This window comes from Streptomyces gossypii (assembly GCF_025165795.1).
Lineage (GTDB): Bacteria > Actinomycetota > Actinomycetes > Streptomycetales > Streptomycetaceae > Streptomyces > Streptomyces gossypii.
Genome location: NZ_JAJAGO010000017.1, coordinates 68,733 through 83,337, shown reverse-complemented (window position 1 = coordinate 83,337; position 14,605 = coordinate 68,733). Strand labels below are relative to the sequence as shown.

At 73.2% G+C, this 14,605-nt stretch carries 9 protein-coding genes; 5 read left to right on the top strand and 4 right to left on the bottom strand.

Annotated elements, in window-relative coordinates; all coding sequences use genetic code 11:
* Positions 1 to 204 precede the first annotated feature (204 nt).
* Together LHJ74_RS29470 and LHJ74_RS29465 are read left to right on the top strand one after the other, a co-directional pair.
* Positions 205 to 1,875: a sensor histidine kinase gene (locus LHJ74_RS29470; protein WP_260221352.1), complete on the top strand. Its 1,671-nt coding sequence runs from the start codon at positions 205 to 207 to the stop codon at positions 1,873 to 1,875.
* Entirely contained in the window at positions 1,872 to 2,747 is an 876-nt protein-coding gene (locus tag LHJ74_RS29465) for a response regulator (protein ID WP_260221282.1), read from the top strand. Before LHJ74_RS29470 ends, LHJ74_RS29465 begins: the two co-directional genes overlap by 4 nt.
* 341 nt (positions 2,748 to 3,088) lie before the next feature.
* Here the strand turns inward: LHJ74_RS29465 and LHJ74_RS29455 are convergent, their stop codons facing one another.
* Positions 3,089 to 4,786, bottom strand: a complete 1,698-nt coding sequence (locus LHJ74_RS29455) for a DUF885 domain-containing protein (protein WP_260221281.1) — start codon at positions 4,784 to 4,786, stop codon at positions 3,089 to 3,091.
* A 33-nt stretch (positions 4,787 to 4,819) separates the two neighbouring features.
* The gene (locus tag LHJ74_RS29450) at positions 4,820 to 5,293 is read right to left on the bottom strand and encodes an Lrp/AsnC family transcriptional regulator (RefSeq protein ID WP_260221280.1); all 474 of its coding nucleotides are present in this window, start codon (positions 5,291 to 5,293) and stop codon (positions 4,820 to 4,822) included.
* Between the two features lie 59 nt (positions 5,294 to 5,352).
* Between LHJ74_RS29450 and LHJ74_RS29445 the strand changes: the two genes are divergently transcribed.
* Positions 5,353 to 6,567 carry a trans-sulfuration enzyme family protein gene (locus LHJ74_RS29445; protein ID WP_260221279.1) on the top strand — a complete coding sequence of 405 codons (1,215 nt, stop codon included), beginning with the start codon at positions 5,353 to 5,355 and terminating at the stop codon, positions 6,565 to 6,567.
* Here the strand turns inward: LHJ74_RS29445 and LHJ74_RS29440 are convergent.
* Both LHJ74_RS29440 and LHJ74_RS29435 read right to left on the bottom strand, forming a co-directional pair.
* The gene (locus LHJ74_RS29440; protein WP_260221278.1) at positions 6,521 to 7,789 is read right to left on the bottom strand and encodes a GNAT family N-acetyltransferase; all 1,269 of its coding nucleotides are present in this window, start codon (positions 7,787 to 7,789) and stop codon (positions 6,521 to 6,523) included. The two genes, LHJ74_RS29445 and LHJ74_RS29440, sit on opposite strands and share 47 nt — an antisense overlap.
* A gap of 160 nt (positions 7,790 to 7,949) precedes the next feature.
* Entirely contained in the window at positions 7,950 to 9,554 is a 1,605-nt protein-coding gene (locus LHJ74_RS29435; protein WP_260221277.1) for an alkaline phosphatase D family protein, read from the bottom strand.
* Positions 9,555 to 9,697: 143 nt separating this feature from the next.
* On the opposite strand from LHJ74_RS29435, the gene LHJ74_RS29430 reads away from it, so the two are divergent.
* Together LHJ74_RS29430 and LHJ74_RS29425 are read left to right on the top strand one after the other, a co-directional pair.
* Positions 9,698 to 11,512, top strand: coding sequence for an HSP90 family protein (locus tag LHJ74_RS29430; RefSeq protein WP_260221276.1), 1,815 nt, complete (start codon positions 9,698 to 9,700; stop codon positions 11,510 to 11,512).
* Entirely contained in the window at positions 11,509 to 14,574 is a 3,066-nt protein-coding gene (locus LHJ74_RS29425) for a tetratricopeptide repeat protein (protein ID WP_260221275.1), read from the top strand. Before LHJ74_RS29430 ends, LHJ74_RS29425 begins: the two co-directional genes overlap by 4 nt.
* The last annotated feature ends 31 nt before the right edge of the window (positions 14,575 to 14,605 follow it).

The following is a 14,605-nucleotide window of genomic DNA, read 5'->3' as shown; positions in this document are numbered from 1 at the left end:
GGGGAGGGCGACTGGGCCACATGGTGCCCGTGCACCGACGGCCTGTCTGCCTTGCGCAACCAAGGGAGGTTGTGGTCTTTGCGGTCTCCGGCGGATCGCTGGTTCGTTGCGAACACAGCACATCTCTTTCCTTCGCCGCAGGTGGGCACCATGATGGCGACCCGGCACACCCTCCCGCCTCCGTCAGCTGAGATCGAGTCCGCCGTGGCACTCACCTTCCGCCGTCAGACCCTCGCGGGCGAGATGCTGGTCCTCCAGCTCGCCATCGTCGTCGTGGTCCTGCTTGCGGTCGCCGCCGTCTCGCTCGCCCAGTCCAGGGCCACCTTCAACCGCGTCGAGGGCCGCCGGGTCACCGCCCTGGCCGAACAGCTGGCCACCACACCACTGGTCCGCAGCCAGCTGCTGCGCCCCGTGCCGCAGGAGGCCCTCGCCCCGTTGGTGAACTCCACGCAGACCCAGTCCGGGGTCACCTCGGTCACCGTGGCCGACGCCGACGGCCGCGTCGTCAGCTCCACCGACCCCACGATGATCGGCAGCCGACTGCCGCGCAGCGAGGGCGCCGCCGAGGGGCGCGGCTGGTCGGGACCACTGACACTGCACGGCAGCCGTGAACGCGTCGCGCAGGTTCCGGTGCTCGGCGTCACCCGGGAGACCCTCGGCCGGCACCTCGGCACCGTGATGGTCGGTGAGGCCGACCCGAGGGTGTGGCAGCGCCTCGGTGGCGCCTCCTCCTACCTCCTCGCCTACCTCAGTATCGCCAGCGGCCTCGGTGTGGCGGGCTCCTGGCTGCTCGCGCGGCGTGTCAAACGGCAGACCCTCGGTCTGGAGCCGCGCGAGATCGCCGGGCTCGCCGAGCACCGGGAGGCGATGCTGTACGGCATCGCCGAGGGCGTGGTCGCCCTCGATCCGCAGCACCGGCTCACCCTGGTCAACGAGATGGGCCGGCGTCTGCTCGACCTGCCCTCGGACTGTGTGGGCCAGAGCCTGGACGGCCTCGGCGTCGACGGGCGGCTGCGCGACGTCCTGGCCGGTACGGGGGCAGGGGCGGACACCGGGGAGGTAACAGGCGGGGCCGGTAGGCGTGACGAGGTCGTCGTCCGTCACGGGCGGGTCCTGGTCATGAACCGGATGACGGTCACCAAGGACGGGCGCCCGCTCGGCTCGGTCACGACCCTGCGCGACCGCACCGAACTGGCCCGCCTGGAAAGGGAGATCGGCTCCTTTCGCAGCACCTCCGAGCTGCTGCGCGCCCAGGCCCACGAGTTCGCCAACCAGCTGCACACCATCTCCGGGCTTATCCAGATCGGCGAGTCGGACGAGGTGGTGCGCTACATCCGCGCGCTCAACCAGCGGCGCCAGTCCCTGGATGTTGCCCTCAGCCGCCGGGTCCGCGACACCGCCGTCGCCGCGCTGCTGACGGCGAAGGCGTCCCTCGCGGCCGAGCGCAGGGTCGCCCTGCGCGTCTCGGACCGCACGGCGCTCGACCGGCTGGCCCCGGAGGACGCCGCCGACGTGGCGACCGTGGTCGGCAACCTCGTCGACAACGCCGTGGACGCCGCCGCGGCGCCCGGCGCCGGCCACGAGGCCTGGGTCGAGGTCGAGCTGAGGCAGGACGCCTCCAGCGTCGAGATCGTGGTCCGCGACTCCGGGCCCGGTGTGGCGCCCGAACTGGCCCGCGAGGTCTTCTCCCACGGCTTCACCACCAAGGCCGCCCGACAAGGCGAGCGCGGCATCGGCCTGGCGCTGACCCGGCTGGTCTGTGAACGTCACGGCGGCGAGATCTCGGTGACCAACACCCCCGAGGGGGCTATGTTCGCCGCACGCATGACCGTCAGCCACCTCACCGACGCGGTGGCGGAAGGAGCAGCACCATGACGGGTAGGAGCGGCCCGACCGGCGCGATCGCTACGAACGGTACGGCCCATCCGACGACGACTGCGCCCGGCACAGCCCACCCCGACGCCGGGACCGGTACGGCGCACCCGGCCGCCACTGCGGCCGGTAGGGCCGACGCGTCCCGCGCCGGCGACCCGATTGGCGTGCTCGTGGTCGACGACGACTTCATGGTGGCCCGGGTGCACCGCGCCTTCGTCGAACGCGTCGAGCCCTTCCGGGTCGTCGGGGTCGTCGGCACCGGGGAGCAGGCGCTCGCCGCCGTCGGGGAACTGCGCCCCGACCTCGTCCTGCTCGACCTGTACCTGCCGGACGTCTTCGGCCTCGACGTCATTCCCCGGCTGCGCGCAGCCGGCCACGACTGCGACGTCATGGTCATCAGCGCGGCCCGGGAGGCGGACGCGGTGCGGGGTGCGGTACGGCACGGCGTGGTCGACTACCTGCTGAAACCGTTCGAGTTCGAGGACCTGCGGGTGAGGCTGGAGCGCTATGCCGTCCAGCGGGGCCGGCTGCTCGGCACGGTGGTCCGCAGCCAGGCCGACGTCGACCGCGTACTGGCCGGAGCGGGGACGCCGGCCGCCGCGGTCCCGGCGTTGCCCAAGGGCGTGAGCGTGGAGACCGCCGAGCTGGTCGAACGCACCCTGCGTGAGGCCGACGGCACCCTGTCCGCCAGCGAGTGCGCGGCGTTGACCGGCGTCTCCCGGGTCAGCGCCCGCCGCTACCTGGAGTACTTCCAGACCGTCGGCAGCGCGGACGTCTCCCTGCGCTACGGCGTCGCGGGTCGCCCCGAACGCCGCTACCGCTTCCGGGGCGCGGTCACCGGCCCGGCGCTCCCGCCCGCGGCCCGCCCATGACGAAGTCCAGGAGCCGTGCGACTCGCGGCCGCCAGTCCTCACGGGGATCGACCTGCCCGAGACCGCCGATGACGGAAGTCTTCGCCATGATCAAGCCCGGCGACTGCAGCAACGCTCGTGATCAATACAGCCAGGGCCTGTTGGTGAGTCCCGAGGGTCAGCCCGCGGCGTTGTGCGTGCGCTCGCAAGGCGGAGGATCGTCCTCGTGCTGAGCGTACTCGGACGACTCCGACAACGCAGCGAGCATGGGGCCACCCCCGGCCCGAAGGGCCGAGGGGACGCGTGCCGGGGCGTCGCGGGCCCGAGAAGACCCATCGGACAGGCCGTGGGGCCGGCGGACCCTACAGGGCCGAGAGCTCCTCGACCAGGTCGTCGAGACCCAGCGAGCCCTGGGACAGGGCGGCCATGTGCCACCGCTTGGCGTCGAAGGCGTCGCCGTGGGCGGCGCGCGCGTTCTCCCGCCCGGTCAGCCAGGCGCGCTCGCCCAGCTTGTAGCCGATTGCCTGGCCCGGCATGCCCAGATAGCGCACCAGCTCGCTCTCCACGAAGTCCGCCGGGCGGCCGGAGTGCATCCCGAAGAACTCCTGCCCCAGCTCCGGAGTCCACCGCTCGCCCGGGTGGAAGGGCGAGTCGGCGGGGATCTCCATGCCCAGATGCATGCCGATGTCCACGATCACCCGGACCGCCCGCATCATCTGCGCGTCCAGATAGCCCAGCCGCTGCTCGGCGTCGGCCAGGAAGCCCAGTTCGTCCATCAGACGCTCCGCGTACAGGGCCCAGCCCTCCGCGTTGGCGCTCACCATGCCCACCGAGGTCTGATACCGCGACAGGTCGTCCGCGACAAGGGTCCACTGCGCCAGCTGCAGATGGTGGCCCGGCACCCCCTCGTGGTACCAGGTCGACACCAGGTCGTAGACGGGGAACCGGGTTTCGCCCATCGTCGGCAGCCAGGTGCGCCCCGGCCGCGTGAAGTCCATCGACGGCTGGGTGTAGTACGGCGCCGCCGCGCTGCCGGGCGGCGCGATCCGCGACTCCACCCGCTTGACCTGCTCGGCTAGTTCGAAGTGGGTGCCGTCCAGCTTCTCGATCGCCTCGTCCATCAGGGACTGGAGCCAGTCGCGCACCTCGTCGACGCCCTCGACGGCCTGCCCGTGCGTGTCCAGGTGGCGCAGCGCCTCCCAGGGGGTGGCGGCGCCGGGCAGCACCTTCTCCGCCTCGGTGCGCATCTCGGCCAGCAGCCGGTGGAACTCGGCCCAGCCGTACGTGTAGGCCTCCTCCACATCCAGGTCGGCGCCGTTCCAGTAGCGGGCCCACCGCAGATACCGCTCACGGCCCACGGTCTCCGGCGCTCCCGCGATTTTTGGGGCGTAGACGTCGCGCAGCCAGTCGCGGACCGCGCGGATGGCGCCGGTGGCCGCCTCGGCGGCCTCGGCCAGCTCCGCCCGCAGGGCGTCGGGGCCCTGCCCCGCGAAGGTCGCGAACCAGCTCTCCTCTCCCGTGTCCTCGCCGATCCACTCGCTCAGCTGCCCGATCATCGTGGCCACCTGCCGGGGCCCGCCGGGCAGCTGCTTGGCCAGCCCGGCCCCCAGGGAGGCGCGGTAGCCCTCCAGCGCCGCGGGCGTCGCCCGAAGCCGCTGCGCGATCCGCCCCCAGTCCTCCTCGGTGTCGGACGGCATAACGGTGAGGATGCCGCGCACGGCGTGCACCGGACTGTTCAAGTTGCTGACCGCGCGCAGCCCCTCGTGCGCTTCGTGCACGGCCAGTTCGGCGGTCAGCCGCTCGCGCAGCAGCCGGGCGCAGCGCCGCTCCGCGTCGCTTTCGGCACCTGCCCGTGCCTCGGCGGCGGTCAGCTGCCGCAGCGTGTCGCGCCCGAGCTCCGCCAGCTCCTCCTGTCCGGCGGGGGAGAGGTCGGGCAGACGGCCGTAGCTCTCGGGCACACCGAGATAGGTGCCGGCGATGGGATCGAGTTCGACGAGGGCGTCGACATAGCTGTCGGCCACCTGGCGGGGGAGGGGAGCGCTGTTCTTCGTATCGGACATGTGCTCCATCCTCGTACGTGTGGAACGGCTTCGTCAGGTGGGTGGCAGAAGTGGGCCGCAGACCCACTGCTGGAAGATCAGCCGGGTCTCCACCCGTGCCACCTCCCGGCGGGAGGTGAATTCGTCCAGCACCAGCCGCTGCAGGTCCGCCGTCCCCGTCACCGCCACATGCACGAGATAGTCGTCCGGGCCGGTGAGGTGGAACAGCGCCCGCGATTCGGGCAGCGCGCGGACCCGCTCCACGAACGGGCCGATCAGTTCCCGCCGGTGCGGCCGCACCTGCACCGACAGCAGTGCCTCCAGCGACCGGCCCAGCCGCGCGGGATCGAGCCGCAGCTCGTGGCCGAGGATCACGCCGCTGCGGCGCAGCCTGCCCACCCGGTCCAGACAGGTGGAGGGCGCGATGCCCACGGCGGTGGCCAGATCCCGGTACGTCGTCCGGGCGTCGTTCTGCAGCAGCCGCAGAATCTCCAGGTCGACCGGGTCCAGCACGACAGAATCGGACATGAGTCGAACGTAACACGGCCTTCCGCCCCCACAGCCCGTCCGGTGTTCAGGATCGCCGCATGGAGACGACACCCGCGACGACCCGCTCGCTCGCCACCGAGGCGGTGCACGCCGGACGCGAAGACCTCGCCGCCCTCGGCCTGCACGCCGCACCGCTGGACCTGTCCACCACCTATCCGTCCCACGACAGCCGGGCGGAGGCCGCCCGGCTCGACGAGTTCGCCGCCACCGGGGCCCAGCTGACCGGCCCGCCCGTCTACGCCCGGCTCGACAACCCGACCGTCGCCCGGTTCGAGCAGGCGCTCGCCCGGCTGGAGGGCACCGAGACGGCGGTCGCCTTCGCCAGCGGCATGGCCGCCCTCACCGCGACGCTGCTGGCCAGGACGGCGGCGGGGCTGCGGCATGTCGTCGCCGTACGGCCGCTGTACGGATGCAGTGACCACCTGCTCTCCAGCGGCCTGCTGGGCACCGAGGTGACCTGGGTCGATCCCGCGGGGATCGCCGAGGCCATCCGCCCCGAGACCGGCCTGGTCATCGTCGAGAGCCCGGCGAACCCGACGCTCGCGGAGCTGGATCTGCGGGCCCTCGCCCACTCCTGCGGCACCGTGCCGCTGATGGTCGACAACACCTTCGCCACCCCCGTGCTCCAGCGCCCGCACGAGAGCGGTGCCCGGATCGTGCTGCACAGCGCGACCAAGTACCTCGGCGGCCACGGTGACGTCCTGGGCGGCGTGATCGCCTGCGACGAGGAGTTCGCCCGGCAGCTGCGCCAGATCCGCTTCGCCACCGGCGGCGTGCTGCATCCGCTCGCCGGGTATCTGCTGCTGCGCGGGCTCTCCACCCTGCCTGTGCGGGTGCGTGCCCAGTCGGCCACCGCCGCCGTACTGGCGCGACGGCTCGCCGACGACCCGCGTGTCACCCGCGTCCACTATCCGAAGCTGGGCGGTGCCATGGTCGCATTCGAGGTGGCGGGCGATCCGCACGAGGTGATCGCCGGGGTGCGGCTGATCACCCCCGCCGTCAGCCTCGGGAGCGTCGACACCCTCATCCAGCACCCCGGTTCCATAAGCCACCGCATCGTGGCCGAAGACGACCGGCGCACCGGCGGCATCAGTGACAGGCTGCTGCGGATGTCGGTAGGTCTGGAGGACGCCGAGGACCTGTGGTACGACCTGGACACCGCGCTCAGCGCGCGCCGCTCTGCCACGCGGGACTTGGAAGAGACCCCTAGGCCGGGCGGGCGGTCTCCCGCTCCGGAGCCAGCTCGGCGGTGATCACCAGGGTGCCCTCCTCGATCTGGTGGTCCAGCGGCAGTTCCAGCCCGCGCATCAGGGCGACCATGCCCGCGTTCGACGCCTGGGTGACGGCGTACACGTGCGCGCAGCCGGCCTCGGCGGCCATCGCGGCCAGCCGCCGCAGCAGCTCGCCGCCCACGCCGTGCCGCTGCCAGCCGTCCTCCACGAGGAGGGCCACCTCCGTCTCGTCCCCGTCCCACAAAAGGTGCCCCAGCGCCACCAGCCGCCCGGCGGCGGTCTCGGCGGCGAGGGTGCGGCCGAAGCGGGGGGAGAGCAGATGGCCGAGATACGTGTCCGCGTCACCGACCGGGCCGTGATAGCGCCTCGACAGAGTGTCATCGGAGCAGCGCTCGTGCATCGCGCGGGCCGCGTCGAGATCACGGGTGTCCGCACGCCGTACGGTGATCTGCTGCCCCCGCGGGAGGGCGAGCGCGTCCTGCTGCCGGGGCATCCGGCGGCCCAGCCGCTCGTCCAGCGCGACCAGAGCTCGGGCGCGGGCGAACTCGGTGGGGGTGAAGGGCGGTTCGTGCCGTTCGATGAGGAGTGCGCCGCCCGCCGGGTCGGGGAACCGCAGCGTGTGCTCCTCGAACACGGCCTCCGGCGGCACCGGGGCGGACGCCGAGCGGATGGTGCAGCGGCCCAGCAGCTGCCGCAGCGCGAGGGGCAGTTCGGCGCTGTCCTGTGCTGTACGGCCGGCAAGTTCGAGCGCCTGTGCCGTCTCGTCCACCAGTTCGTGCGGAACGGCACGCCCCAGCCAGGTGTCCGTGCAGCCCGCCGCCGCCACCAGCCCGGCCAGGTCGCCGCTCGTCAGCTCCTCGGGAGCCCGCAGCAGCAGTTCGTCCACCGTCCACCCGTGCGGTGACGGGACCTCCGCAGGCCGTTCCTCGCCGTGGCGGGGGCCCAGCGGGAAGGTCTGCAGCGTCAGGATGTCCACGCCGCGCCCGGCCAGCGCGGTGCACAGCGCGGCGAGCGCCCCCGGCTCGTCCCGTACGGTCGTGCGCATCCGCCACAGCGACAACGGGCCGCCCCGGGACGGTAGTTCCGGCTGGGCCAGCAGTTCCGGCGGCGCGGCGCCGGTGCCGGTGGGCGGCGGATAGCCCCGGCGGCGTGTCCAACGCGGGCGCAGGGCGAACGGGACACGCGGCCGCCATGAGGGCCGACCGCCCTGTGAATGCTGCGAGTACGCTGGAAAATCGGTCATAAGGACACCTTCACCCTCTGGTGTTGCACGGTCACCAACGTCCTGTGACAGCTGAGTAAAGGCTGCATCCTTCAGGGTTGGTGGCCGTTTCCGCCCTTCTGTGAGATCCGTCGCAACCGCGCCCCGCACAGCGCTGCCGCGCCACCTTGCCCGCGGGCCGTCACTGCCCGGTGCGCCCCGCCCGCAGCACCCTGGTGTAGAGCACGCCGCCGCCCAACTCCCGCAGGCGTACCGTCAGATCGCCGCTCGCGCCGTCGATGTCGACCTGCCCGAAGTACTGACCGCCTTCCGTCGGCGGTACGTTCGCCGTCGTCGGCGCTTTCACGAAGTCCTGACGGGGCCCGAAGGTGCCGTCCAGCTCCAGCGCCGGGAAGCCGCCCGCGTTGAGCGGACCGGAGACGAACTCCCAGAAGGGCGCGAAGTCCTGGAAGGCCGCCCGGGACGGCGCGTAGTGCTGCGCCGAGGTGTAGTGGACGTCCGTGGTCAGCCATACGGTGCCGGTGATGCGCCGGTGCTTGACGTGCCGCAGCAGCTCGGCGATCTGCAGCTCGCGGCCCAGCGGCACGCCCGGGTCGCCCTGGGCCACCGCCTCGTAGTCGGTCGCCCCGTCCTTGACGGTCAGGCCGAGCGGCATGTCCGAGGCGATCACCTTCCACATGGCACGCGAACGGGAGAGCTCCCGCTTGAGCCAGCGCAGCTGCTCCGCCCCGAGGATGCCCTGGCGCTCATGGGGCTGCCGCCCTGGCGAGTTGGCGTTCCGGTAGGACCGCATGTCGAGCACGAAGACATCCAGCAGCGGGCCGTGCCGCACCACCCGGTACACCCGCCCGTCGCGGTCGCCGGAGGGCAGTGTGCGCACCGGAAAGTACTCGCCGAAGGCGCGCAGCGCCCGCCCGGCGAGCACGTCGGCGTCCCGGACGGTGTACCGCTCGTCCTCCAGGATCTCGCCGGGATACCAGTTGTTGTGCACCTCGTGGTCGTCCCACTGCACCAGTGACGGCACCCGCGCGTTGAACGCCCGCAGCTTGTCGTCGAGCAGGTTGTAGCGGAAGTTGCCCCGGAACTCGGCGAGCGTCTCGGCGACCTTCGACTTCTCCTCGGTCGTCACGTTGCGCCACACCCCGCCGTCCGGCAGGTCCACGCGCGCCGGGATCGGCGAGTCCGCGTAGATGGTGTCCCCGCTGTTGAGGAAGAAGTCCGGGTCGAGCCCGCCCATCTCCTCGAACACCGGATAGCCGCCCCGGTCCGGATTGATGCCCCAGCCCTGCCCGGCCAGATCACCTGACCACAGGAAGCGCACCCCGGCGCGCCGGCTGTCCGAGGCGGTGCGGAAGGTGCCGCGCACCGGCTCCCCGGACCGCCGCGGATCGTCCGGATCGGCCAGCACCACCCGGTAGTACACCTGTTCACCGGCGGGCAGGCCGTGCAGCTGCGTCGTACCGGTGTAGTCCGTCCCCGGACCCAGCAGCGGCCCCCGCCAGCGCCGGACCTTGCGGAACGAGTCGGTCGCGGAGGTCTCGACGACCATGCGCGCACGGCGGTCCGACCGCACCCACACCAGGCCGGAGGAGGTGGTCACGTCACCGGTCTGCACACCCCACCGCGCCCGCGGGCGCCCGGACAGCGCCTGCGCGGGCGCCCCGCCGGGCAGCGCGAGCCCGGACACCGCCGCCAGGGGTACGGCCGCCGCGGCGGTGGCCAGTGAGCCGCGCAGCACCGCCCGCCGGGCGGGGCCGGGAGCGGAGTTCGCGTCGGGGCGTGTCATGGAGGGCCTCCCGGGTCGGGGCTGTCCGCTCAGTGTCAGCGGGTGTGCGAGAGCAGGATCGTAGGTCCCAGCTGGGCGGGGAAGAAGGGACACACCCTGTCCACGTGGTGAACAGCCGGAAGTCCGCCATAGGATTCGCAGCGATGACTGCCGAAGAGATACCGCCGCACACCTTCCAGGTCGATCTGCGCGGTCTGGTGGATCTGCTCTCCCACCACCTCTACTCCAGTCCCCGCGTCTATCTGCGCGAACTCCTCCAGAACGCCGTCGACGCGCTCACCGCCCGCCGCGCCGTGCAGCCCGACGCGCCCGCGACCGTACGGCTGCACGCTTCGGCCGGCGCGCTGCGCGTCGAGGACAGCGGCATCGGCCTGACCGAGGCGGACCTGCACAGCCTGCTGGCGACGATCGGCCGCAGCTCGAAGCGCGACGGACTGGAGTCGGCACGCGCCGAGTTCCTCGGCCAGTTCGGCATCGGCCTGCTCGCCTGCTTCGTTGTCGCCGAGGAGATCCGCGTCGTCTCCCGCAGCGCCGTCGACACCAGCGCCCCTCCCGTCGAGTGGCGGGCCCGCGACGACGGCTCGTACACCGTCCGTACGCTCCCCGCCGAGGCGCGCACCGAAGCGGGCACCACCGTCTACCTCACCGCACGGGCCGGCGCCGCCGAATGGCTGGCACCCGGCCGCGTACGGGAGCTGGCCCGGCACTTCGGCTCCCTGCTGCCCTACGACGTGCGCGTCGGCGACGAGCCGATCTGCGAACGGCCGCCCGTGTGGGACCGCCGCCACCCCAGCCCGGCCGCCCGCCGGGTCGCGCTCGCCGCGCACTGCCACGACACCTTCGGCTTCTCGCCACTGGACTCCTTCGAGCTGGACGTCCCGCTGGCCGGCGTGCGCGGCGTCGCCCATGTGCTGCCCTCGGCGGTCAGCCCCGCCCAACGCGGCGCCCACCGCGTCCACCTCAAGGGCATGCTGCTCACCGACCGGTCCGACGAACTGCTGCCGGACTGGGCGTTCTTCGTGCGGTGCGTCATCGACACCGACACCCTGCGCCCCACCGCCTCCCGCGAGAGCCTCTACGCCGACGAGACCCTGGAGGCCGTACGTGAGGCGCTCGGCACCCGGGTGCGCGACTGGCTCGCCCAGCTCGCCTCCGACGACCAGGACCGGCTTGCGCAGTTCCTCGCCGTCCACCATCTCGGCGTCAAGTCCCTGGCCCGGCACGACACCGGGATGCTCCGGCTGATGCTCCCGTGGCTGCCCTTCGAGACCACCGACGGGCAGCTGTCGCTGGAGGAGTTCGCCCGGCGGCACCCCGTCGTGCACTTCACCCGCACCGTGGAGGAGTTCCGGCAGGTCGCCGCCATCGCCTCCGCACAGGGCGTCGGCGTGGTCAACGGCGGCTACACCTACGACAGCGACCTTGTCGAGAAGCTGCCCGCCGCCCGGCCCGGCACCGCCGTCGCGGAACTGGACAGCGACACCGTCACCGCCCACCTCGACGACGTCGGCCCGGACGAGGAACTCGCCCTGGCCCCGTTCCTCGCCACCGCCCGCGCCACCCTGGAACCGCTGGGCTGCGACGCCGTCCTGCGGGCCTTCCACCCCGTCACCGTCCCCGCGCTGCACCTGGACGACCGCGCGGCCCGGCACGAGGCGGCACGGGCCCGCGAAGAGGACCAGGCAGACAGCCTGTGGGCGGGAATCCTCGGCTCACTGCGCGGCGGCTCCCCCTCACGCACCCGCCTCATCCTGAACCACCTCAACCCGCTGGTGCGCCGGATGGCCGCCCTGGACGACCCGCAGCTGACCGGAACCGCCGTCGAAGCCCTCTACGGCCAGGCGCTCCTGCGAGCCCAGCGCCCGCTGCGACCGGCCGACTCCGCCCTGCTCAACCGCACCTTCCTGGGCCTGCTCGACCGGGCCGTCCAGCCGAACCAGCCCGAGGAGGGCCGATGAACACCCCCGCTCCCGACCGGATCCGGGCCGCACTGGCCGAGAGCGCCGAGGAACCCGAAGGCCCCGCGCGCAACGCACGGGCCGAGGGGCTGCTCGCCGAAGCGGAGGCCACCGGAGACCGCCCGCTGACGGTCGACGCGCTGCTCAACCTCATCGGCGCCTACAACTTCAGCGCGGAGTCCGACAAGACCTTCGTGCCGTTCTCGCGGCTCCTGCGGATGTGGGACGAGGCGCCCGCCGACTTCGACGAGGCCGCCACCCACCGGCTGCACTGGATCTTCAAGTGGGTCTCCAGCGGCATGCTCGACCAGCCGCACATCCCACTGGAGTCCATCGAGACCTGGCAGGCCGAGATGGCCCACCGCTACCGTCTGGCGGGCCACTCGGAACGCGCCGTACGGCAGAGCGAGTTCAACATCGCCCGGCACATCGGCGACCGGCCCCGTGCGGCCCGCGCCTACGCCGCCTGGCTGTCCGCAGACCGCGACGAGATGAGCGACTGCCACGCCTGCGAACTCCACGAACAGGGCAGCTGGCAGGAGCGGCAGGGGGACGACGAGAAGGCGCTGCGGCTGTGGACACCCGTACTCGGCGGCGACCACAGCTGCCTGCACGAGCCGCACGCCGTGCTGGCCTCCTCGCTGCTGCCGCTCGTCCGCCTCGGCCACACCGACCGGGCCCGCGCCCACCACCTGCGCGGCTACCGCATGGCACGCTCCATGGCGAGCATGCGGTACGCGGTTGCCGCCCACGTCGAGTTCTGCGCCCGCACCGGCAACGAACCGCGCGGACTGGAGATCCTGGCCGAGCAGACCGGGCACTGGGAGCCCGCCGGGGATCCGGACACCTACCTCGACTGGATGGTCAGCACCGCCCTGCTGATGCGCAGAATGACCGAACTGGGCCACTCCGGGCAGCCCGTGCCCGGCCCGCCGGAGCGCGAGTGGACGGCAGTCACCCTCCTCGAACACGCCGCGGACGAGGCGCTGGCCGTCGCCGCCCGCTTCGACCGGCGCAACGGGTCCACGGCCGTCAGCGACGCCGCCCGCGCCCGGATGGCCGGAGCCCCGCTGGTGGAGCGGCTGCCGCTGGGGCTGCGCCCGGCACCGCTGGGCGAGGAGGGCGCACGGGGCCCGGCCGCCGTACCGGCCACCGCTCCCGGCGGGAACGCGCCGGCTCCGGCCGCCGCCTCCAGCGGCCGAAGCGACCCCCGGACCCTCCTCGCCGAAGCGCGAACCCTCAGCGAACGGGGACACCCCGCCGCCCTGGACCGCTGGCGCGAACTGGCGGCGGTGGTCGAACGCGAGGGCACCCTGCTGCTGGGCGGCGAGCGCGCCGAACTGCTCGACCACCGCGCCATGGAGATCGCCCGCACCGACCCGGCCACCGGTGCCGCACTCTTCACCGAAGCCGCCGCGCTGTTCAGCGCCGCGGAACAGCCCGGCGACGCCCTGGCCTGCCGCGCCCGCGCCTCCTTGGCCACCGCCTTCGCGGGCCGTCCCGCCGAAGCCCTCGCCGCCCTGGAACCGCTGTGCGCCGAAGCGGTCTCCCTGCACGCCGAGGGCCGGGCCAGCACCCGCCACACCACCGCCGTGCTGCTCTCCCGCGCCCGGATCCGCACCGGACTGCTGGCCACCGCCGACGACCCGCACCAGGCCGCGGACGCACTGGATCGCGAGCTGGCCGAACTCCTCGCCTTCGCCGGACCCCGCCGCGTCGAGCCGGGCGTGCTCGCCCGCATCGCCGAGGCCACCGAATCACGTGGGCGCCTCGCCGGACAGCGCGGCGATCCAGCAGCCGCCGCCCGGCTGCTGGACGAGGCCGCCCGCACCTTCCACGCCGCCCGCCGCCCCTGGCAGGCCACCGAGGCCGAACTCGCCCACGCACGGGCGCTCCTGGCCGCAGGAGACCCGGCCGGGGCCGAGGCGGTGCTGCGCGCCACCGCGGCGGACACCGGCCGGAACACCGACGGGGGAGCGACCGGGGGAGCGGACAGGAGGGCGGACGGGGACACCCGGACGCTGAGCCCCTGGGAGAGCGCCCGGCTGCACCTCGTACTCGCCGACGCGCTCGGCGCGCAGGAGCGCCCGGACGAGGAGGCGGCCTGCCTCCTGGAGGCCGCACACTGGGCCGACGCGGCAGACGAGGGCGCCGGGCTCGGCGCCGTGGCCCGGCTCCGGCTCGGCGGCCGGCTCCTGGACCTCGACCGCTGGGAGGAGGCCGCGACCGTGCTGGAGGGCGTACTGCCCGATCTGCTGGCCGGCCACGACGAGGGCGAGGTCGTCCAGGCACGCTGGTGGCTGGGCCAGGCCCTGACCCGCAGCGGAGCGGGTGAACAGCGCGCGGCGGCCGAGCAGTTCCTGTTGGCCGCCGACACCGCCCAGGCATGGGAGGACCAGCACGACCACGCGATGCTCGCGCATCTCGCGGCCGACGCGCTCAAGAGCGCCGAGTTGCCCGACGAGGCCCTTCAGGCGTACGAACGCGCCGAGAAGCTGTGGCGCCCGCTGGGCGAGACCCACGCCGTCATCCGGTCGCTGCGCTCACGCGCGTGGATCGCGATGAGCCGCCAGGACGTCCCCGGGGCCATCGAGATGATGGGCGCGGCGCTGAACGAGGCCGAGTCCGGTATCCGCACCGCCTCCGACGAACAGGAGCGCACAGCCCTGCGCATGGAGCTCGGCCACGGATACCGGCAGACGGCCGAACTGCTGCTGCAGGCCACCGACGGACCGCCGGACGAGGAGCGCAACGCCCGCCACCAGTACGAGATCAACCTCGCGGCCTACGAGGAGGCCGTCATCTTCGCCGACCATGCCCTGACCGCCTTCGCCGCCTGCGGCGGGACCGGCTTGGCCGCGCATACCGGCACCGCGCTCATGGCGGGCTGGCTGGAGGCCGACCTCGGCCGCCGCACGGCCGCGGCGGACCGTGCGCGGAGTGTGCTCGGCGCCTGTCCCGAGGGTGCCGGCGATCCGGACGGCACGCTCGCGGGCCGCCGCGAGGAGGCGGCCGCGCTGCTCGGTGCGGCGCTGCGCGAGGACGTGAGTCCGACCGGGTGAACCGGTGCGGGCCGCCCGGGTGGCAGCGGCG